A 21,390-nucleotide genomic window follows, 5' to 3' on the forward strand; every position below is an offset into this window, starting at 1 on the left:
CGCCGTCGTCTTCTCACCTCCTGCTCCCCCGGCGTGAGTTTTTGTCCAGATATGCAGGCTTTTTGTGGTTGTAAGCCTGCATATCTGGACAAAAACTCCTCGCTATAGGGCTCTGCAGGATCCCTTCTCAGGCTCGACACGCACGAGTAGGATTTAGTCCTACTCACACCACTGGAGCGACCATGCGCACAACACGGCAACTCAGCATCACCCTTCCCAACGAGATGGCGGACGCCCTGCGCCAGCGCGTTACTTCGGGCGCGTATGCAAGTGAGAGCGAAGTTGTCCGAGATGGCTTGCGCACGTTGTTCGCGCGTGACCAGGTGCTGGAGTCGTGGCTTCGCGAGGAGGTTATCGGTGCTTATGACGCCCTTGCGGCCGATCCCTCCGCTGTGGTGAGCGCCGACGAAGTACGTGCGCGGCTTTCGGCGAAGCATAACAAGCAGCAGTGAATCACTACCGGCTTGTAGTCCGGCAGGAAGCACTGCAACAGCTTGAGGAGCTTTACGATTTCATCGCCGATGCCGGGTCTCCCGCCACCGCGGCAGGCTTCACTGAATCGATAGTCGCCTTCTGTGAAGGTCTTGACCGTGGCGATCGGCGAAATCTTCTACGGTGGCCGCGATCACGAGCAGCTGCTTAGCGACCCTATATTGGATCGTTGACGTCAGGCCGTCACCTGGGGGCGGTGGACGGGGCGCTGCAGGGCTCCCGGCGGCGGCCAGGCAGCGAAGGACAGCGTACGACGGCGGCGCGCGGCCGCCGTCGTACTGGTCACCTCCTGCTCCCCGGGGGTGAGTTTTTGTCCAGATATGCCGACTTTTAGTGGTTGTAAGCCTGCATATCTGGACAAAAACTCCTCGTGGGGACTGGAGTTGGGGGTCAGGTTACGGGGGCTGCGATGGAATCGCGGCTGACCAGCGGGCAGTCCAGGATGGTCGGGCTGAGCGCCATCCTGGAAAGCTCGTTCTTGCCTTCGATGGCGTCGATGAGCTGCTCTGTTGCCCAGGCGCCCATCTCGTAGTGCGGAAGGGCCACGGTGGTCAGGCCCGGATGGAGGTTGGCGGCGATGAGCTGCTGGTCATCGAACCCCACAATGGAAAGGTCATTCGGGATGGCCAGCCCCAGTTCAGCGGCCGCACGGTAGGCACCCATGGCCATCCGGTCGTTGTAGCAGAACAGGGCTGTGGGCCTGTCGCTGCGGCCGAGCATCCGGCGGGCCGCCTCATAGCCGCCGTGCACCTCGGACGGCGCAGACTCTACCGGCGCGCTGCCGCCGTCGAGCCCTGCCCCGTCCAGGGTCCTCCTGAAGCCCTGGAGGCGCAGGCGGGTTGCTGGGACATCGTCGGTGTTGTTCAGGAAGCCGATCCGGCTGTGGCCCGCATCCAGCAGGGCAGTTACGGCCGTCCGGGCACCGCCTTCCTCGTCCGGGATTACCGCACAGATATTTTCGCTGGCAGACACGGAGTCCACCAGGACTGATGGAACGCTGTCCAGGTTTGGGGGCAGCTCCACGGTGCGGTGATACATGGTGGCATAGAGGATGCCGTCCACCCTGCGCTCGAGCAGCGCCTCGACGTCCGCCGTCCTGGACTCCAGGCTGGCGGACGCGGAGGTGTTGAGGATCATGAGGTTGTAGCCGCGCCGTTTGGCAGCCTCATCGGCGCCTAGGATGATCCGGCCGGCGTGTGGTGTGGTGGCAATATCCTCGCTCAGCAGCCCCAGCATGCCCGTCCGCTGGGTCCGCAGCGCCTGGGCCAGCCGGTTGGGTTCGTAGCCGAGCTCTTCAGCGGCCGCCCTGACCTTGTCCTTGGTTTCAGGACTGACGCGGGCATAACTGACGTTGTTGAGGACGTGGGAGACAGTAGTCACGGACACCCCGGCCGCATGTGCCACGTCCTTGATGCCGATGTTCTTGTTGCTCATCTGTCTCCCACGTCCTCATGGTCGGTGATGGCAGCTTGCGTTCCGTGCCGCAAGTGCAGCTGCCATTAGAAACCTACCGTGGGTGTGGGCCTGAGGGCATTTACTGCTCTGTCTGCCACAACCTGGGCATCGCTTCCCGTATCAAGGATGGTGTTCCGGGCTGACCCTGGATCGACCATCACAGCGGTAACGGCGAGCCCCTCCGAAGCCGCTGTGGTCAGCAGGGCGTCCACCTGGGCTTCGAAGCAGGAATCACTTGACGTGGAATCCACGTCCAGCGCCACCACGTGGTTGTTGGAGACGAAGTTGCCGGTACCCGCCTTCAACCGGATGATGACAGGCTTCGCACCCGCCGGACGGATGCTCTGCGAGTCGATGATCTGCGAGAAATGGTTGCCCACCACTGAGTTGTTGTTGCCGCTGACGCTGAGGAGTCCGGTGAGGTCATCCAGCCCGTTATCCACTCCCAGGAAGGGCGTCCAGGGCTCGTGGTCCCGCAGGAAGTGGTTGGTGGCCACCAGGTTTTCCGAGCTGTTGCCCTCAAGAACCACCATCCCCGGGTAGAACGAATGCAGGCGGTTGTTGGTGATGCTTGATCGCGTGACGCCGTCGAAATGGACGCTGCTCGCCCCGCGGGGGAAGACGTTGTTCGCGGTGATCAGCAGCCCGCCGTGGTTCTCGGCATAGATAGAGTGGCCCTTGAAGCCTGCGCCGATCAGGTTGTCGGTGATCTTTGAAGCCTGTCCCCACCCGCGCAGCTCTATGCAGCTTCCGCATTCGGCGATGAAGTTGTCGTGGATGGACAGCGCGTCCGCGTTGTGGATGGTGAGGGCGTTCTCCAGGTAGATGAACCCCATGCCGTTCACGCGGAAGGAGTCGTTGGCGCTTGCCACGTAGATGCCGGTTTTGCCGTTGACGTAGGTGTTCTCCGCAGGCAGTCCTGAGCCGTCCGGCATGAAGTGCAGCCCGTCGATGCAGAAGTTGGCGAACTCCACCGAACTGATCCGGGGGCTCCCGCTCCGCTCAACGTAGAACGCGGCTCCCCCGGATTCCTCCCCGTCCCCGCCGGCGGGAAGGTCAACAATAATGCGGCTCCCGCCGGGCCACAGCTCATGGAGATCAGGCCATTCGTGTTCGGGAACATTGAACCGGATGCTCGATGACGTGAAGCCGTGCCCCGAGCCCTGGATCCGAAGGAAGCTGATGTCGATGACCACCTGCGTGCGGAGGTGGTAGTCCCCCGGCGGAAGGTAGATCACCGCGCCGGGCTTTCCGCCGTCGTCCACATCGGTGGCGGACTGCCGGTCCTTGATGTCGGCGATGATGCTGTTGATGACTTCGCCAACATCCTTGGACGGGTTGCCGACGGGCCACGCCGTGACGTCGTAGTAGTTATTGCTTGACATGCTTCTGCTGGGCCTTCCCCTGAGTGGGCTTAATTAAGTGTCGTGACGGTGAGCGTCCGGATGGTTGCCTGCCCGCCGTTGACGGTCAGCCGGTTCTCCCTATGTCCTTCTTCAGGAAAAACAAGGTCGGTCAGGACCACCTTGCCGCCCTGCGCGAACACCTCCACCGAGCAATGGTCGACGACGATCTGCAGCTTGAGTGCGCCGTCCTCGAGGACCAGCGGGGCTGCTTCCACGGAGGGAAACTTCTCGTGGAAGCCCGTGTTGCCCGACATCCGGCGGTCCAAAACCAGCTGATTGGTCGCTGCGTGATAGGTCAGCAGGGTCCCCGCGCTTTGCTCACTATCCCCGAACAGGTGGAAAGCCACGTGGCTGGCGCTTCCGGGCAGGATCTCCGCCTCGATGATATGGGCACTGCCGGGTACCGCATCAGGCAGCCGGAAGACTGAATCCCCCAGTTCAAAGGGGCCTGCGTCCATGTGCCCGTTGGCCGCGTGGACAGCTTCTTCCGCGGGGGCAGGGGGAAGGACCGGTTGCTGGATCAGGCGGGCGGAGCCGCTGGCTTCTGTGAGGCGCAGTTCGCGGGCAAGGGTCATTGAGGACCGCCACGGGGCGGTGGGCAGCTGGTTGGCGTAGTCCCAGTTGTTCATCCAGCCGATGATGATGCGGCGGCCGTCGGGGGCGTTGCTGAAGGACACCGAGGCGTAGCAGTCGCGTCCCCAGTCCAGCCACAGGCATTGCTGCAGCGCCGCAGCGGCTGCGGCGGAATCGTCCAGGGCGCTGACCCCCGCCGGCGCCGCAAGTGAGCCGGCGTCCGGGACGAAGCGGACGCCGTCGAACGTCCCCACAAAGTACTGGCCCCCGGAACCTCCGGCCACGGCCCCCGGGTTGACGTTGACGATCAGCACCCACCTAACGTTGTCCGGGTCCCCGTCCACCATCAGGGGAAAGAGGTCCGGGCACTCCCATTCGCCCTGGTCCGCGTTGGCCGGGCCGAAGTCGCTGAGGAAGTCCCAGGACTTGAGGTCATCGGACCGGTAGAGGACCACCTTTTGGTGCTGCGCTTCGACGGCGACCATGATCCAGCAGGCGCCCTGGTCCCCCTGGTAGCGGAAGACTTTTGGATCGCGGAAGTGCGCGGAGTTCCTGCTGAGGACGGGGTTCCCCTCGTACTTCCGCCAGGTCATTCCGGCGTCCGTGCTGTAGGCCAGGGACTGGGCCTGGGTCCCGTAGTGTTCGGACGCCGGCTTGTAGGCGCTGGTGTAGACGGCTACCAGTGCAGGTGCGTCCGCAGTGCCGAAACCGGAGGTGTTGCCGTGGTCCACCACCACGCTGCCCGAGAAGATGTCCTCCTTCTCGTCGCAGGCAATGGCAACAGGGTGCTCCGTCCAGTGCAGCAGGTCGCGGGAGGTGGCGTGGCCCCAGGACATGTTGCCCCAGACGCTGCCGAACGGGTTGTTCTGGAAGAAGAGGTGGTACAGGCCGCCGTAGTACACCAGGCCGTTGGGATCGTTGAGCCAGGTATCCCTTGCAGTGAAGTGGATGGCTGGCCGGAACCTGGAGGTTGCGTGCCGGGTTGTTTCCGGGATTGCGGCGTCAAGGCAGCTGGACATGAATGGCGTTCCTCTTGGGAGTGGAAGGGACTGGCGGTCAGCGCCGGGGAGCTGCGATGGAATCGCGGCGCACCAGGGGGCAGCCCAGGATGGTCGGGTGAAGTGCCATGAGGGCAAGATCGGTCTTTCCCTCGACGGCGTCAATCAGGTGCTCGGTGGCCCAGGCACCCATCTCGTAGTGGGGCAGGGCAACGGTGGTGAGGCCCGGGTTCATGTTGGCGGCAATCAGTTCCTGGTCATCGAAGCCCACCACGGAGAGGTCGCCCGGGATGCTGAGCCCCAGCTCCGCAGCGGCACGGTACGCTCCCATGGCCATCCGGTCGTTGTAGCAGAACAATGCCGTCGGCATATCGGCACGGTCCCTGGGTGACAGGATCCGCAGGGCCGCCGCGTAGCCGCCGTCCACCTCGGAGACCTCTGACTCCACAGGTGCCGCGTCGCCGTCGAGCCCTGCTTCCGTCAGCGCCGCCCGGAAGGCCTGGAGCCGCTGGCGGGTTGCGGGGACGTCATCGGTGTTGTTGAGGAAGCCCACCCGGGTGTGGCCGGCGTCGAGGAGCGCGCCAACGGCCGCCCGCGCTCCGCCTTCCTCGTCCGGGATCACAGCTGTGATCCTTCCCCCGGTGGCCACCGAGTCCACCAGGACCGAGGGCACGCTGCCGAGGTTGGCCGGCAGCTCCACGTTGCGGTGGTACATGGTGGCGTAGAGGATGCCGTCCACCCGGCGTTCCAGGAGGGCCTCGATGTCTGCCTGCCGGGATTCCAGGCTGGCCGAGCCGGAGGTGTTGATGATCATGAGGTTGTAGCCGCGGGCTTTGGCGGCCTCGTCAGCACCGAGGATGATCCGGCCTGCGTGGGGCGTGGTGGCGATGTCCTCGCTCACCAGCCCCAGCATCCCGGTCCGCTGCGTACGCAAGGCCTGGGCCAGACGGTTGGGGCCATAACCCAGCTCCTCGGCAGCGGACCGGACCTTGTCCCGGGTTTCGGGACTGACTCGGGCGTAGGCAACCTCATTCAGGACGTGGGACACAGTTGTTACTGAGACGCCCGCGGCCACAGCCACGTCCTTGATGCCGATGTTCCTGTTGCTCATCTTCTTCGTTCTGTTGTTGGTGGTTCAGCCCTTGACCGCGCCGAGCGTCATGCCGGCCACGATCTTGCGCTGCAGGAGCAGGGTAAGAAGGATGACCGGGATGGAGTACACGGCTGCCAGTGCCGTCATCGATCCCCAGTCCAGGCCGAACTGCGTCTGGAAGTTGGCGATCACCACGGGCGTTGTCTGGGAGCGGATGGCCGTCATCAGGAGCGCGAAGAGGAATTCGTTCCACGAGGCCAGGAAGGCGAAGATCGCGGTGACCGCGATGCCGCCGGACACCACCGGGATCACCACCCGCCACAGGGCCCCCAGCCTGCTGCAGCCATCCACGGTGGCGGCTTCCTCCAGGTCCTTGGGCACCGCCTCGAAGAAGCTGGCCATCAGCCAGATGGAGAGCGGCAGCGAGATGGTGGTGTGGGCAATGGACAGCGCGATCGGAGTATCGGACAGCCCCATGGATGCCATCATCGAAGCCAGCGGAATGCCGATCGCCACCGGGGGCACCATGCGGGTCACCAGGGCGGCCATGATGAAGATCCTGCCGCTGAGGGTTTTGTACCGGGTGATGCCGTAAGCCGCCGGTACCGCCAGCACCAGCGAAAGCAGGGTGCTGATGATGGCCGTCTGGATGCTGTTGATGAAGGAGGCCAGGACCCCGTTGCGGCCCAGCGCGTTGGTGTAATTCTCCAGCGTCCATTCCCGGGGAAGGATGGTGGGCGGCACGGCGATGGTGTCGATCGGCGTCTTGAAGGACGTAAACAGCAGGTACAGGAACGGGAAACCGTAGAGCACCATCGCCGCGGCGAGGAGGATCCACAGCAGGGTCCGGGTGCCGCGCCGGCCTGCTTCCAGGCCTTCCCGGTTCACGCCGCGGCGCCTACGGGGACGGACGACGGCGGGAGGTGCGGAAGGTGCCGCGGCCGCCGTAGCGGAGGCCCCGGCGTCGTGCGTTGTTTTTTCTGCGACGCGCATCAGGTGTCCTTTCCTGGCCGCCAGATGGTGGCCACCGCGAAGAATGCGACGGCGAGCATGGCCAGCAGGTAGATGGTGCCCATGGCGCTTGCCAGGCCGGGATCGCCGAAGCGGATCATGGTGCGGTAGATCAGCAGGCTCATGGTTTCCGAGGCGGACTGTGGGCCGCCATTGGTTTGGATCAGGATGGTGTCGAAGGCCCTTGCCGCGTCGATTCCGCGGACCACCAGGGCCACGGCGATGACGGGGCGGAGCAGCGGGAGGATGATGCGGAACAGCATGGCCGGGGCGCGTGCACCGTCAAGCCGCGCCGCCTCGATCAGGTCCCCCGGGATGTTCTGCAGCCCCGCGAAGAGGACCAAACACATAAAGGAGGTGGTCAGCCAGATGTCCGGGATGGCGACGGAGTACAGCACGATGTTCGGGTCCGAAAGCCAGCCGATCTGGTTGGGGTTGGACAGGATGCCGGCCTGGTGCAGGAGGGTCCCGATGAGGCCGAAGTTGTCGATCATCAGGAACTTCCACAACAGGCCTGCCACGATCGGGGCGATCATCAGGGGGTACATGAATACGGTCCGCCAGATCTGGGAACTGCGGCCCAGCATGGTGAACAGCAGGGCCATGCCCAGGCCAAGCGCGAACTCGAGGGTGACCACAACCAGGGTGTAGGCCAGGGTCCGCCACCCGGCGCCGGTGAAGGCCTCGGAGGCGAAGGCCCGGAAGTAGTTGTCCAGGCCCACGAAGTCGCGGGGACCGCCGGCGATCGGGGAGATTTTGAAGAAGCTGTCCGCCACCAGGCGGAACAGCGGGAAGGCCACGAATACTGCCAGGAACAGCGCCGCTGGGGTCATCAGGAACAATGCGAAGCGGCGATCGGAAATGCGCACGGTTTTCTCTTCCGCTGGTTGGGGCCGCGGCCGGCACCGGTGATCCAGGTGCCGGCCGCGGGGGTCTTACTTGAGGAGGTCCTCGATCTGCTTCTGGGCCTCAGCGAGCAGCGTTGCGGAGTCACCGCCGGCCACGGCCTTCTGCAGCATGGGGACCAGGACGGTGTCCACGATCTGCTGCCACTTCTCCGTGGCCGGGCGGGTGGCGGTGGCCTCACCGTTGAGGGTTTCGATCAGCGGACCGAAGCTTTCGTAGCCTTCCTTGTCCTGGTACTCCTCAAAGGCGGAGATCCGCGAGGCCAGGCCCAGGCTGGATTCGATGCCCATACTGTTGTGGTCATAGGCGCACTGGACGAACTTCTTGGCGGCCTCTGTGTTCTTGGTGGCCTTGGGAACCGTGAGGTACCAGGGACCGGGGACGCCGCCGACGCCGGCGGAACCGGCGATCATGGGGGCGGTGCCCACCTTGCCGGCAACTGGTGAATCCTTGGGGATCTGCCGGTAGGCGTGGGCCCAGAAACGGGTCATGGCGGTCTGGCCCTGATTGAACAGGTTCTGCGCGGCAGCCCAGTCCACCTGCGCGGCGCCGGCGGGCGCGGACTTGGTGAGGCTGACGTAGAAGTCCAGCGCTTCCTTGTGGGCGGCGTTGTCGATGACAACCTTGTTGTTCTCGTCCAGGATCATCGGTCCGCCGGCCTGCAGGACGTGGGCCAGCCATTCGGTTTCCACGCCGCCCTTGACGTCGGTGCCGTACATGCCGTCCTTGGTGAAGAACTCGGAGATGTCCTGGTACTGCTTCCAAGTAGTGGGGGCAGCAAGTTCATAGCCGTACTTGGCCTGGAAATCGGCCTTGTTCTTGGCGTCCTCGAAGAGGTCTTTGCGGTAGAGGATGATCTCGGCGTTGGTCCACGCTGGCAGGCCGATGAAGTGCCCGTCAACGTTCGCTTCCTTGACGAGGGAGGGGAAGATGTCCTTCTTGGCCTCGTCGGTGAAAATTTCGTCGATGGGCTGGAGGGCGTCCTTGAAGCTGGGGAGCCAGACGGAATCCAGTGCTGCGACGTCAAAGGAGACGGCGCCGGAGGAGAACTCGCTGGAGAGCCGGTTGAACATGCCGTCGTAGGGCAGTTCCACGAAGTTGACGCCAACGCCGGCGTCCTTCTTGCACTGTTCGGCAACGCCGGTGAGCTCGGCGTGGCCGCCGGCTTCCACCAGGACGTTGACTGTGTTGGTGCCGGCTGTTCCTGATGTGCTGCTGGCGGGGCCCCCGGCGCCGCACGCGGAGGCGGCCAGTGCGACGGCGGTGCAGATGCCGCCGATGGCGAGCCTGCTGATGTATTTACGAGTGGACATCGCTGTCGACTCACTTTCTCTCGAACGGAAAGGATGAGAATGATCAGGGTGAAAAATCGTTTTGCCAAAACGACTTGGCACTTACGTTAGGGCCGCTGTCATGCACGTGTCAAGCATCACTTTGAAGAGTTTTTTCTATTGACGGTTTATGTATACCGGCCTTAGCGTGAGGCCTGATTCCTATTGACGAATCGTTTTGGCAACTTTGGCAAAGTACTGGCCTGCTGCGATGGCCGGCCGCCCTCAGCCGTGCGGCTCGCATTGCGGATGAGCCTAGTCCGCGCGCACAGCACATTTGACGCACAAAAAGGCTGGCGCGGCCCATATTTGGGGTGCGCCAGCCTTTTTGGGAATCGGCAAAACTTAATCGCGTCGAATAACAACGGAAGGCACGACGGCGGCACGCGGCCGCCGTCGTACGCGTTTCCTCACTCTCCCCCAGGTGAGTTTTTGTCCAGATATGAAGACTTCTTAAGCCAGCAACCCTCCGTTTCTGGACAAAAACTCCAGACGAGGGGCGACGCGCATGCGCCTTCGACGCGCAAAGAGGATGGCGCGGCCCATATCCGGGTAGCGCCACCGTCTCTGCGCGTCGGTAAAACGTATGCGCGTCGAAAACGGGTGATAGAGGGTTCCAGGTAGACCCACATCAAGTGATAGAGGGTTTCCGGAAAACCGACATCAAAGGAGAGAGCGTGTCCGTAAAACCGGGATTAAGTGATAGAGGGTTTGGGAATTATCGGTAATAAGTGAGAGAGCGTCGGTTGAGGTGGGGTGGGTGGGGTGGGGATGGGGGGTTTGGGTTAGAGGTCGACTAGGAGGGCTTTTGGGTTTTCTATTGCGTCGGCTACGAAGCGGAGGAAGCCCGCTGCGGTGCCTCCGTCGCAGACGCGGTGGTCGAAGGTCAGGGTCAGCTCGGTGACCTTGCGGACGGCCAGCTCTCCGTTGACCACCCACGGCTTGTCGATGATCCGGCCCACGCCCAGGATGGCCACCTCCGGGTGGTTGATGATCGCCGCGGAGCCGTCCACGCCGAACACCCCGTAGTTGTTGAGCGTGAACGTGCCGCTGCCCAGTTCCGTAGGGGTCGCCTTGCCCTGGCGTGCGACGTCGGTGAGCCGGCGGATCTCGGCGTCCAGTTCGCGGGCGGTCAGCTTTTCTGCGGCGCGGACGGACGGGACCACGAGGCCGCGGTCGGTCTGGGCGGCGATCCCGAGGTTGATGCCGTCGAACGAGACGATCTCCTGCGAGCCGTCCTCCGCGGTTTCGATGCGCGTGTTCAGCTCCGGGTATTTTTTTAGCCCGGCTGTGACAAATCGTGCGATGAACGCGAGCAGGCCCGGCACCTGGGCGCCGCCGGACTTGAGTTCCCCACGCAGTTCCATCAGCCCGGTGGCGTCCACATCCACCCAGACCGTTGCCTCCGGTATTTCGGAGCGGCTGCGGGCCATGGTGGTGGCAACAACCTTCCGCACGCCCTTGACCGGGGTCCGGGCGGAGATCGGCAATCCCGTCCGGGCGTCGATGCCCTGGGCTTCAGACGGACGGGGTTCGGCCGGTTCAGCCACAGGGGCCGGCGCAGCCACAGGACGGGGCTCAGCTATTGTCCGGGCCTCCACCTGCGGGGTGCTGATGGCGGCTTCCACGTCGCGGCGCATGATCAGGCCGCCCTCGCCGGAGCCGGGGAGTTCGCCGAGGTCCACGCCGTGCTCCCGGGCCATGCGCCGGACCAGCGGAGAGATCACCGCGCCGAGCCGCCCGGGGACCCTGGTGCGCAGGAGCGAAAGGTCCACGTCGGCATCCGCTGCAGTGCCGACGTCGGCCGCCCCATCCTCCAGCGGAAGGGTGCTGACGGACCCGGAGCCGGAGGCTGCAGGAGACTTCCGCGCCCGGGTGCGCCGAGCAACGCCGTGGCCGCCCGGAGTGCCGTACCCGATCAGGACGTTGCCGGACCCGGCCTTCTCTTCTTCGCGGTAGGCCTCCGCTTCGGCCTGGGCAGGGGTGCCGGCGGGCTCATCTAAGGCGTCGCCCAGTTCGGTCTCGGCAGGCTCCGTCTCCGGCTCGGCAGGGGCGGCAGCATCCGCGGCAGGCCCACCAACAGAAACAGGCGTCACCGAAATCAGCGGCTTCCCCACATCCAGGGTCTCGCCCGGCTGCCCGTGCAGCTCGGCCACGATCCCGGCGTAGGGAGAAGGCACCTCCACGGTGGACTTGGCGGTCTCCACCTCGGCGATGGGCTGGTCCACGGAGATCGTGTCGCCCACGGCAACGTGCCAGGACACCAGTTCGGCTTCGGTGAGGCCCTCGCCCAGGTCCGGCAACAAAAACACGCGTGTTTCACTCATGGTCAGTTCTCCCACTGAAGGTCGTCAACGGCGTCGAGGATGCGGTCCACGCCGGGCAGGTAGTACTTCTCAAGCTTGGGCGCCGGGTAGGGGATGTCGAACCCGGTGACGCGGCGGATGGGGGCGGCCAGGTGGTGGAAGCAGCGCTCCTGGACCCGGGCCACGATCTCGGAGGACACGGAGGCGAAGCCGTGGGCTTCGGCGATCACCACGGCCCGGCCGGTCTTCCGCACGGACTCGCACACCGTGGCGTCGTCGAACGGGACAATGGTGCGCACGTCGATGACTTCCAGCGAGCGCCCTTCCAGCGCGGCGGCCTCGGCGGCGGCGAGCGCGGTGGGGACGGACGGGCCGTAGGCGATGAGCGTGGCGTCGGTGCCGGGGCGGGCGACGGCGGCACGCCCCTCAGAAGACTGCCCCGCCGAAGCAGCAGCAGAGTGGGCATTCCGCAGCTCGGCAAGGTCCACCTGGTCCTTGGACCAGTAGAGCTTCTTGGGCTCCATGAAGATGACGGGATCGTCCGAGTCGATGGCTTCGCGGAGCATCCGGTACCCGTCCGCCACGGTGGCGGGGGTGAACACCTTCAGGCCGGCGGTGTGGGCGTAGTAGGACTCGGAGGAGTCGCAGTGGTGCTCCACTCCCCCGATTCCGCCGCCGTAGGGGACCCGGATCACCATGGGCAGCTTCACGGCGCCCTTGGTGCGGTTGTGCATCTTGGCCACGTGGCTGATGATCTGCTCGAACGCGGGGTAGGCGAACGCGTCGAACTGCATCTCGATCACCGGGCGCATGCCGTTGATGGCCATGCCCACGGCCATGCCCACAATGCCGGACTCGGCCAGCGGGGTGTCGAAGCAGCGCTGCTCCCCGAACGTGGCGGTAAGTCCGTCGGTGATGCGGAACACGCCGCCGAGCATCCCGACGTCCTCGCCGAACACCAGGACGGAGGGGTCGGCGTGCATGGCATCGGCCAAAGCAGTGTTCAGGGCCTTGGCCATGGTGACCGGCTGCGGGCCTGCAGCCTCAGACAAGGCAGCGGCGGAGGCTGCCGCCCGGGCGGTGGCAGCGGAAACGTTGCCGTTGGCCTCGGAGGAGGTGGTGATGGTGGGGCTCACTTGCCGGCCTCCTTCGAATCAGAGGTGGATGCTGCGTCGCGGGCGAGTTCGTCGGCGAGCAGGGCGGACTGTTCCTTCAGCTGCGGCGTGGTCTTTTCGAACACGTGCCGGAAGAGCTCCTGCGGGTCCACGGGCACGTCCTCGCTGAGCCCGTCGCGCAGCTGCGTGGCAACCGCTTCCGCCTTCTCGCGGATCCGCGCCTCGCCGTCGTCGTCCAATAAACCGCGGTCCGTGAGATAGGTCCGCATCCGGTTCACCGGGTCCTTCGCCCGCCACTCCGCAACCTCAGAGCTTTCCCGGTACCGCGTGTCGTCGTCGGCGTTGGTGTGGGCCTGCATGCGGTAGGTGTTGGCTTCCACCAGCAGGGGGCCGGAGCCTTCCCTGGCGAGTTTCACGGCGCGGTCCAGGACGGCGAGGAGGGCCACGACGTCGTTGCCGTCCACGCGTTCGCCGGCCATGCCGTAGCCCACGGCCTTGTGCGCGAGCGACGGCGCCACGGACTGGTGTGCCAGCGGCACCGAGATGGCGTACTTGTTGTTCTGGACGAAGAAGATCACGGGCAGGTGGAAGACGGCGGCGAAGTTCAGGGCCTCGTGGAAGTCGCCTTCGCTGGTGGCGCCGTCGCCGCACATGGCCAGCACCACGGTGTCCTCGCCGCGGAGCTTGGCGGCGTGCGCCACGCCCACGGCGTGCAGCAGCTGGGTGGTGAGCGGGGTGCACTGGATGCCCACCTTGTGCTGGAGGGGATCGAACCCGCCGTGCCAGTCGCCGCGGAAAATGGTCATCACCTGCACGGGGTCCACGCCGCGCGTCATCACGGCGACGGCGTCGCGGTAGGTGGGGAACATCCAGTCGCCTTCGGAGAGGCACAGGGCGGCGGCCACCTGGCAGGCCTCCTGGCCGTGGCTGGAGGGGTACACGGCCATGCGGCCCTGCCGGACCAGGGCGGAGTTCTGGTCATTGACGCGGCGTCCGACGACGAGCTGCTCGTACGCGGCCAGCAGTTCCTCATCACCGGGCAGGGGGTATTCGTGGCCGGGTTCGGTGCCCTGCTCACCCTGGGGCTTGAGCCGGCCGTCCGGGTCCACCATCTCGATCTGGTGCCGGGCGGGGAGCATGTAGTCCTCGGCGGTGATGCCGAACTTCTTCGCTGCCTCGGAGAGGGCGTCCTCGGCGGGCGCCTGGCTGGCTGGCTCCGGGTGCGCGGTGTGGTCTGCGGAGATCGTCATTGTTCCGTCCTTCTGTTGCCACTATTCCTTCCCAGTATCGTCCTGTGGCCGGTTTCGTATCCACCACCTGAGGGAATCGTGGAGAAGCTGCTCAGTAACGCCGCTTTTGGAAGACGATTTGACAGTGTAAGCCAGATTACGGATAGGTACGGTGGACAAATTGGCTGATCGGCTAGGGACGGAAGGCCCTTGACCCCTATCCGCATGGGGACCACACTCGGGGGGACGCGATTGACGGAAAGGTCTCTCCGTTGCATCACAAGGGATCTTTTCCACGCCTCAGGCGGGGAGAAGACTCCGTACCAGGTGGCAGGGTTTTCCCGTGTTGGGGGCGCATGGTGCGGCGATGGACGCGGAGGGGACAGTGCGGTTCCCTCCGCCCCTGAATCATTTTCCATGGCCGGCCTTCCTGCGGCTGCCGCGGACCGGAGAACCACGCGCCGCCCGTTCCTCGGGGGCGCCAATCCATGCATGCGGAAATTTCAAAGGGTGGGGCAGCTGTGATGGGCATTGAGAACTTGTGGGACCGGCTGGAGCCAGAGACGCGGCAGTGGCTGGTGGAGAACCCCGGCTGCAGGATCCTTCCCCGGACGGTGGTGGCATCAATTGCCAAGGCCACCGGCACCGAGCTGGAGCAGGACAGGCACGGTGAAAGTACCCTCTCCCCCGGCGACTGCGACTTCATCCGCAGGGCAGCAGAACTTCAGGACGCCAAGAGCCACACGTCCTCTTAGCTGCATCTCCGGTCAGGTTTCGTATCCCACAGCTGCCCGAACCGCTCAAAAGCTGGACAATTCGCCCTACACTGGGAGACGAATTGTAAATGTGAGCCAGCTTACTGACGGGGGCCTTGGGCAACGTGGCAGCGAGGGATGCCGGGACTGAGCCTGTCCCGTTGGACGACATTGACCGCAGGATCATTGCGGAGCTGACCCGGGACGGCCGCATGTCCGTGACGCAGGTGGCCGAGAACGTCCACATCTCCCGGGCGCACGCCTACACTCGGATCGCCCGGCTGACGGGCGAGGGCGTGCTGTCAAAGTTCACCGCGCTGGTGGACCCGATCAAGGCCGGGCTGCGTTCCTCCGCCTACGTGACCCTGAAGCTGAAGCAGGACGCGTGGCGCGAACTGCGTGACCAGCTGGGCGCCATCCCGGAGGTGCACCACGTGGCCCTGGTGGGCGGCGACTTCGACGTGATCCTGCTGGTCCGCGCCGTGGACAACATCGACCTGCGCCGTGTCATCTTCGACCAGCTCCAGTCCATGCCGGGCGTGCTGGATACCCAGACGTTCCTGGTGTTTGAAGATCTGGATACGCGGTGATCTACGCCTGCGTCGGAACTCCGCAATTACAGGCCGAAAGTCTTGCTCTTCCGTTCAACAGGGCGGCGCTGGATGAGTGGTGCTTGTGCGAGTAGATCCTGTACCCCAGGTATGCACAGTATCCTTCGATCCCTCGCTAGCCCATGACCTAAACGTTTCTGGGGTACTCCCGCGTGACGCGTTCGGCCAGGAGTCCTACCTGCTGGATCATCCTTTTTAGTCACCGCCCGGCAAGTTTTGGGTTTCCGCCAGCAGCGGCGTCGCAACGACGGGAAGAGTTGCAACCATCCCGGAAGACGGCCTGTCCGGCGCTCATTCGATGCAGTTGACCGCGACCTCCTCGGTTACACCCGGACATCATGACGTCCGTTCCGGCGTGTCCTGCTCAATTATGTTGACAAGCCGGCCCCCAATGCAGGACGGCTTCGGTAAACAACGCTCAAGGGCGCCTCTCCTCTGACTGAGTTGGGAGAGGCGCCCTGGCCCAGGTCAGGCGAGCAGTGGGATCAAGCTCGCAGCCATGTGCTCGTGCATCGTCTCTGCGTAAGTGGCCGTCAGATGGTTTCCGTCCCTGTAGATAAGGACTCCACCTACAACGGCGGGACAAACGTCCTCTGGACATACCGCGTTCGTCAGGTCCAGTAGGTGGGCTCCGCCTGTGTTGGTGACGGCCACTGTCTCGGCTGACTCCTCGGGAAGTATGTCCGACTTCTTCCATGAACACTTGGTCAGGTTCCTCTCATTTTGTGCGACGCAGTCGGGAACAAGAACGTCAGGTCGAGGAATGTCTCTAATGCTGACAACCGTCACCCCTTTGTCCAAGAGGGGCTGCCAGGCCTCGCTGAGTCCTGCCGCAAGCGGGTTGACGCTTGCGTCCGTCCCGAGCATGCGGCCGTTAGCATCGACAACCGCGTATCGACGGCTCATGGCCGAGACAATCATCTGCGGCGGCGACTGTTCGAGCGCGACAGTAACGTTGTCTGCCCATTCTCGGCAACTGCTGTAAGGACGACCGTCCAGAACTACTGTTGCTTTCGTGAAGGGGCAGGAACCTTTGGTGTATGCGTCAATGCGCCACCCGTTGTCCTTGGCGACTCGCTCCAGCCCGGGAACGAGCATTGCAGCATGCGAGTCGCCTACCAGCGCGAGAACCTTCGTGCTGTTGAAGTCGCCATACGAGCATTTTAAGGCTTCGACGCCAAGTTCTGATTGTGTGCAGTCGGAGTTGTTGGCGGCCGCCACGTCTTTTGACGCCGTCAACGCGGAAGGTGTGATCGAGGCGAAGGAGTCCACTGCTGTCGGTGTGCCTGGCGAACGGAAGAGCACTTCGGCGCCCACGGGCGGGGCGACCGCGCCCTCAGATTGGATGGTTTTCGGCACGAATTGGATGCTGGAGGCCGGCGGAGTTGGCGGGACTATGGCGATCAGCAGAGTGGCCGCGGTTACGCCGGACAATGAAAGTAGCCCGCCAATTTTCAGCGCTGCGCCCTCCATGTGCTGATCCTTAACCCACACCAGAACGGGCTTTTCAATGAATCGGAGGCTGAGCCACGCAGGGACCAGGGACAGGGCAGCAACTGCGAGGCCTCCCCAAAGAGACAATGGGCCAATGACTGCAGCAGCAATCACTAGCAGTGGCCAGTGCCACAGGTACAAGGAGTAAGACAACTCTCCGACCCACACCATTGGCCTGACCTGGAGAAGGGCGGCGGGGCCTAGGCTTCCTCCCCGTTGCCCGGCCCAGATGATCGCAGCCGCGCCAAGGGTCGGGAGCAAAGCGGTGTAGCTCGGAAAGGGTGTTGTGTGATTAAAGGTTATGGCCGCCGCAGCGATAGCTCCGAGGCCTGCCCAACCTAGTACTGCAGCAACCGCTTTCGGTGCTGACGCGAAGGTTGTGGCGCCAATAGCCAGCCCCGCTCCGATGGCCAGCTCCCACATGCGCGACGTTGTTGCGAAGTAAGCTCCTCCGGGATTGGTCGCCGTCATGTAGATCGACCAGACGAACGATGGCAACGCGATTACCGCGAAGGCTATGATCACCGCCTTCTGACGGCTCTTCCCGTACCTGTAGGCAAGCCAACCGACCAGTACGAGCAGCAGCGGCCAGACTATGTAGAACTGCTCTTCCACTGCCAATGACCAGAAGTGCTGGAACGGGCTCGGCGCCTGGTCTCTTGCAAGGTAGTCCACAGCACTATTAGCAAAAAGCCAGTTAACGTAGTAGAGCGCACTTGCAGCAGCATCATTGCCAGCTTGAACCCAGCGGGTCGGGGGCAGAAGGGTAAAGACGAGCCCGAGAGTGCCTAAGATGGCCACCGTTGCCGCGGGCAGGATTCTAGCGGCCCGACGGGCGTAGAAGTCCATCAGAGAGATGCGGCCTTTATTACGCAGCTCGCGCACCAAGCCTGACGTGATCAAGAATCCGGAGATTACGAAGAACACGTCAACGCCTACGAATCCGCCAGGCAGCCAAGGCACGCCGGCGTGGTACAGCACGACGATACCGACAGCTATAGCGCGCAGACCCTGGATGTCGAATCGGAAATGATCTGGGCCTTGAGGCTTCTTATCTGCCTTCTTGGATTGCGCAGTTACGCCGGGCACGGCTTTCCCCCAAATGAAATAGAAAGAGTCGCTCATAGTCTAGAGGCGGAGTTGCGGCCTGGTGCAATTGGCGAACCTCCGCTCACCAAGTAGCTAGGTGAAACCCTGCAAGTAAAAAACTCCCACATAGGTATTGCACCTGCCAGTTCAATCAGCGATCTCTGCTCATATGTCCTGCTAATACGGAGATTCCCTCGGCCTTGGTTTAGACACATTAAGGAACGTCCTTTGGCAGACCCGAGCTACCACTGGCTGTTCGACACTGCGAGAGTAGGACCCACTCTTGGCTAGGGGTTCTACCGGTACCCGTCCACAATCGCAGCTGCGATCTCTTTGTAGGCGCGGCGAGTTTCAGACTTGAGCACGTCCAACGTTACTAGGTCACCGTCGGCCACACCGCGGTCGTGGGGCACGGCGATGAGTTCACGGCAGATGCCAGCGAGGTGCTCCTCGATCGCGTCCTTGTCCACCCGTGAGGAGACTTCATCCTTGTCCGTGATGACTACAATCGCGTTCCGGGCCAGTTCCTCGTATCCATGGCTGGCCAGCCAGTGCAGCGTGCTGCGCGCACGCTTAGCTCCGCTGACTGCGTAGCCAGCGGCGATTACCAGGTTGTCCGCGGACTGCAGAATCCCGCGCATAGCGTTGTGTGTAACCCCAGTCCCGCAGTCCGTCAGGGCCACGGAGTAGTAGGCGGAAATGAGTCTGCGGATCCGGAGGTATTCCTCAGCGGTCAGAGAGTCAGAAACCTCCGGGTCCTGCTCCCCTGCGATAAGGTGCAGCCGGCCGGCATGATGCATGTAACGTGCGAGTGCAGTGAGGGAGTCAATAGAGTCGATGTTCCGGAGCAGGTCCGAGATGGTGCGCGGGCTGGACTGCTGGTAGATGCCTTCCCCCAGTGCCCGCTCCACCAGGTCTCCAGAATCCGGGTTCGCGTCGATGGCGCAGGGCGCGTCGCCTCGGTACTCTGCGAGCGTGAGGCCCACCCCAACAGTGGTCGAGGTCTTGCCGATTCCACCTTTGAGGCTCAACACAGCGGTGTTGTAGCTGCCCTGCAGTTGGCGTGAGATACGGCGCCCCAATTCTTCCTCCTGGCGCTGCTTGGCGCCGGGCCCCACATTCCAGGCCCCGCCAGTCAGGTTGTAGATAGCGCCGCGAAAACCCCCGACCGGCCTAGGCTTCTGTTCCTTCACGAAGAGACCTGGGGAGCTGATGAAGTCCGGCATAGGCGTATCGGCGATGACATCCGCTGTGGTGGGCCGGGCACGGCGGAAGGCTGAAGTTTCAGAAGGAGAGGCCATAGGCGCTAACGGGACTTCCACAGCAATTGCATGCGGGACGGAGGTAACAGGGTCTTCCGCAGCCGACTGCCGGGATACAGACCCCCGGGTGGGCCCCTGTACGTGGGTGGGCTTTGCTGCGTCGGCAGCTGCGGCCGCCTCAGCCCAAGAAGTCCACCGCGTCAGCGTTGCGCCGGATTCAGGTTGGCCGGAAGGGGTGGTCGTAACTACTGGCATGGTTCCTGTCCGGGCCTCCGTGAGCTCGCCGTCGGTGCGACGTAAGTCGCGGCGACGGCGAGGCTGCGGCTGCCCTGCATTCTCTGCTTGGGCGCGTTCGTTTTGATCCGCCGGATCGGGCATGTCTGTCCCCCAGGACGTCTCGACAAAAGGTTTTGCGGCACTGATTCAACAATAAGTTTAGGGGGTGAGGCGAGAATTCCGGCTCAGGTGCGGGTGAGCGCGGCAGCCACTACGGCTGCGGTGAGGATCAGGAGAATCCCTAGGACGGCGTAGCCTTGCCACTTGGGACGGCCTTTGTGGGGATTGATGTCAACGTACGGCATAGCTAGCGGACGCCACCTCGTGGAGCGGCGGTGGCCGAAACTCGGATGGCGCGGCGCTTGAGCCGGAGCATCTGATATAGGACGGCAAAAGGAAGCAGCAGGGTGCCCAGCAGCATGCAAAGCGCCAAGACATAGTCGGTTAGAGCCACAACAGACCTCCGGTGGTGAGCAGTGATCCCCCATGTCAGATCCCTTCGGACGCTACCCGCCCGTCAACGTATTGACAAGCAGGGCCAAAAGCCCGACCAGCTCTTCGTTCCCTTCCGGCCAGCGTGCCATAAGCGGCATTCCGCGGGAACACAAGGAAGTAAGGGTACTTCCTTGCCATGTTGCATACCTGGAGAGCGGGATCAAGTCACGCCAGGGATTACATTTGGTCTTTTCCGTTGGACGCGTCCGCAACGTTCCCTTCATGTTCAAATAGGACTCGGGACATTGGCGAAAAGGCAGGCTCCTACAAGCCGAACGAGCGGCTGGAATTGCCGGGTGTTGATCGCCTTGTTTACCAAGGCACTGCCCAATGCAGGGATCGGGCGAGGCTACGCTTTATCAAATCAGTGCCATGAGCATGACGACTACAGTTGCCGCAGCAAGTAGAGTCAGCAGAACGTAGGAAAGTAAACCAAAGCTCTCGCTGGCGCAATTCCTGCCGTGATGATGAACGCCGTAAGTACCCCGATATTTGCCATGCCCGATGCTACAAAACCTACCTTCAATGATCTTGGCAATACTCAACAGGAGACTTCGAACCATTCCGACAATTTTTCCGCACCTCTAGCGAGCAATTCGTCCCCTCTGGTCTCGATTGTACCGATGGGCATTAGCAATTCTCGGACGACTAGGAACCCGGTCAGGCCGTTACTCGACGGTGACGCTCTTGGCGAGGTTGCGGGGCTGGTCCACGTCGTAGCCCTTTGCCTGGGCCAGTTCCGCGGCGAAGATCTGCAGCGGGACGGTGGTCAGCAGGGGCATGAGCAGCGTGGGGGTTTCGGGGACGTAGAAGACGTACTCGGCGTAGGCCTTCACGGCTTCGTCGCCTTCCTCGGCGATGACCAGGGTCCGGGCGCCGCGGGCGCGGACTTCCTGGATGTTGGAGACCACCTTGGCGTGCAGGGAATCCCTACCGCGCGGGGACGGGACCACCACGAACACCGGCTGGCCATCATCGATCAGCGCGATCGGGCCGTGCTTGAGCTCACCGGCGGCGAAGCCCTCGGCGTGGATGTAGGCGATTTCCTTCAGCTTCAGTGCACCCTCCAGCGCCACCGGGTAGCCCACGTGGCGGCCCAGGAACAGCACTGACTTCTCGTTGGCCATGGACCGGGCCAGTTCGCGCAAGGGTCCGGCGTTGTCCAGGATCTTCTGGATTTTCGCCGGGATCTTGTTCAGGTCCGCGAGGACGTCCTTGATCTCCCCTTCAAAGATGTTTCCGCGCAGCTGTGCCAAATACAGGCCCAGCAGGTACGCGGCGGTGATCTGGGCCAGGAACGCCTTGGTGGAGGCCACCGCGATCTCCGGGCCCGCATGGGTGTAAAGCACGGCATCGGATTCACGCGGGATGGTGGAGCCGTTGGTGTTGCAGATGGAGATGGTTTTCGCGCCCTGTTCCCGGGCGTAGCGGACAGCCATCAGGGTGTCCATGGTCTCCCCCGACTGGCTGATGGACACCACCAAAGTGTTCGC

16 protein-coding genes are annotated in these 21,390 nt (G+C 63.5%); 3 read left to right on the plus strand and 13 right to left on the minus strand.

Annotation, left to right across the window (positions count from 1 at the left end; all coding sequences use genetic code 11):
• Positions 1-182: 182 nt before the first annotated feature.
• Positions 183-452: a type II toxin-antitoxin system ParD family antitoxin gene (locus ACKAE7_RS11125; protein ID WP_408979203.1), complete on the plus strand. Its 270-nt coding sequence runs from the start codon at positions 183-185 to the stop codon at positions 450-452.
• A gap of 430 nt (positions 453-882) precedes the next feature.
• Here ACKAE7_RS11125 and ACKAE7_RS11130 read toward each other — a convergent pair whose 3' ends face one another.
• The 10 genes from ACKAE7_RS11130 to pdhA form a co-directional block, all read right to left on the minus strand.
• Positions 883-1,926 carry a LacI family DNA-binding transcriptional regulator gene (locus tag ACKAE7_RS11130; RefSeq protein ID WP_408979204.1) on the minus strand — a complete coding sequence of 348 codons (1,044 nt, stop codon included), beginning with the start codon at positions 1,924-1,926 and terminating at the stop codon, positions 883-885.
• A 65-nt stretch (positions 1,927-1,991) separates the two neighbouring features.
• On the minus strand, positions 1,992-3,332 hold the full coding sequence (locus ACKAE7_RS11135; protein ID WP_408979205.1) for a NosD domain-containing protein: 1,341 nt from the start codon (positions 3,330-3,332) through the stop codon (positions 1,992-1,994).
• Between the two features lie 29 nt (positions 3,333-3,361).
• Positions 3,362-4,945 (minus strand): glycoside hydrolase family 32 protein, encoded by a 1,584-nt coding sequence (locus ACKAE7_RS11140; protein WP_408979206.1) that lies wholly within the window; start codon positions 4,943-4,945, stop codon positions 3,362-3,364.
• 37 nt (positions 4,946-4,982) lie between these two features.
• Positions 4,983-6,035, minus strand: a complete 1,053-nt coding sequence (locus ACKAE7_RS11145) for a LacI family DNA-binding transcriptional regulator (RefSeq protein WP_408979207.1) — start codon at positions 6,033-6,035, stop codon at positions 4,983-4,985.
• Positions 6,036-6,059: 24 nt separating this feature from the next.
• Entirely contained in the window at positions 6,060-7,010 is a 951-nt protein-coding gene (locus tag ACKAE7_RS11150) for a carbohydrate ABC transporter permease (protein WP_408979208.1), read from the minus strand.
• Positions 7,010-7,897, minus strand: a complete 888-nt coding sequence (locus ACKAE7_RS11155) for a carbohydrate ABC transporter permease (RefSeq protein WP_013602050.1) — start codon at positions 7,895-7,897, stop codon at positions 7,010-7,012. The genes ACKAE7_RS11150 and ACKAE7_RS11155 overlap by 1 nt, the downstream gene beginning before the upstream one ends.
• Before the next feature lie 66 nt (positions 7,898-7,963).
• Entirely contained in the window at positions 7,964-9,247 is a 1,284-nt protein-coding gene (locus ACKAE7_RS11160; protein WP_408979209.1) for an ABC transporter substrate-binding protein, read from the minus strand.
• Between the two features lie 803 nt (positions 9,248-10,050).
• Positions 10,051-11,592, minus strand: a complete 1,542-nt coding sequence (locus ACKAE7_RS11165) for a dihydrolipoamide acetyltransferase family protein (protein WP_408979210.1) — start codon at positions 11,590-11,592, stop codon at positions 10,051-10,053.
• A gap of 2 nt (positions 11,593-11,594) precedes the next feature.
• Positions 11,595-12,707 carry an alpha-ketoacid dehydrogenase subunit beta gene (locus ACKAE7_RS11170; RefSeq protein ID WP_408979211.1) on the minus strand — a complete coding sequence of 371 codons (1,113 nt, stop codon included), beginning with the start codon at positions 12,705-12,707 and terminating at the stop codon, positions 11,595-11,597.
• Positions 12,704-13,936, minus strand: coding sequence for a pyruvate dehydrogenase (acetyl-transferring) E1 component subunit alpha (gene pdhA / locus ACKAE7_RS11175; protein ID WP_408979212.1), 1,233 nt, complete (start codon positions 13,934-13,936; stop codon positions 12,704-12,706). The genes ACKAE7_RS11170 and pdhA overlap by 4 nt, the downstream gene beginning before the upstream one ends.
• A 503-nt stretch (positions 13,937-14,439) precedes the next feature.
• Here pdhA and ACKAE7_RS11180 point away from each other — a divergent pair.
• Together ACKAE7_RS11180 and ACKAE7_RS11185 are read left to right on the plus strand one after the other, a co-directional pair.
• Entirely contained in the window at positions 14,440-14,670 is a 231-nt protein-coding gene (locus ACKAE7_RS11180; protein ID WP_408979213.1) for a hypothetical protein, read from the plus strand.
• A 212-nt stretch (positions 14,671-14,882) separates the two neighbouring features.
• A complete protein-coding gene (locus tag ACKAE7_RS11185; RefSeq protein WP_231456735.1) occupies positions 14,883-15,260 on the plus strand; it encodes an Lrp/AsnC family transcriptional regulator in 378 nt (125 codons plus the stop codon).
• Between the two features lie 489 nt (positions 15,261-15,749).
• Here ACKAE7_RS11185 and ACKAE7_RS11190 read toward each other — a convergent pair whose 3' ends face one another.
• The 3 genes from ACKAE7_RS11190 to ACKAE7_RS11200 form a co-directional block, all read right to left on the minus strand.
• Complete coding sequence (locus ACKAE7_RS11190; protein WP_408979214.1) at positions 15,750-17,900, minus strand: acyltransferase family protein; 2,151 nt, start codon at positions 17,898-17,900, stop codon at positions 15,750-15,752.
• A gap of 260 nt (positions 17,901-18,160) precedes the next feature.
• A complete protein-coding gene (locus ACKAE7_RS11195; protein WP_408979215.1) occupies positions 18,161-19,381 on the minus strand; it encodes a MinD/ParA family protein in 1,221 nt (406 codons plus the stop codon).
• Between the two features lie 1,184 nt (positions 19,382-20,565).
• Positions 20,566-21,390 (minus strand): isomerizing glutamine--fructose-6-phosphate transaminase (locus tag ACKAE7_RS11200; RefSeq protein ID WP_408979216.1); only part of this gene is annotated, 825 nt, incomplete at its 5' end.

Origin of the sequence: Pseudarthrobacter sp. NKDBFgelt, assembly GCF_046097905.1 — a bacterium.
GTDB classification, from domain to species: Bacteria; Actinomycetota; Actinomycetes; order Actinomycetales; family Micrococcaceae; genus Arthrobacter; species Arthrobacter polychromogenes.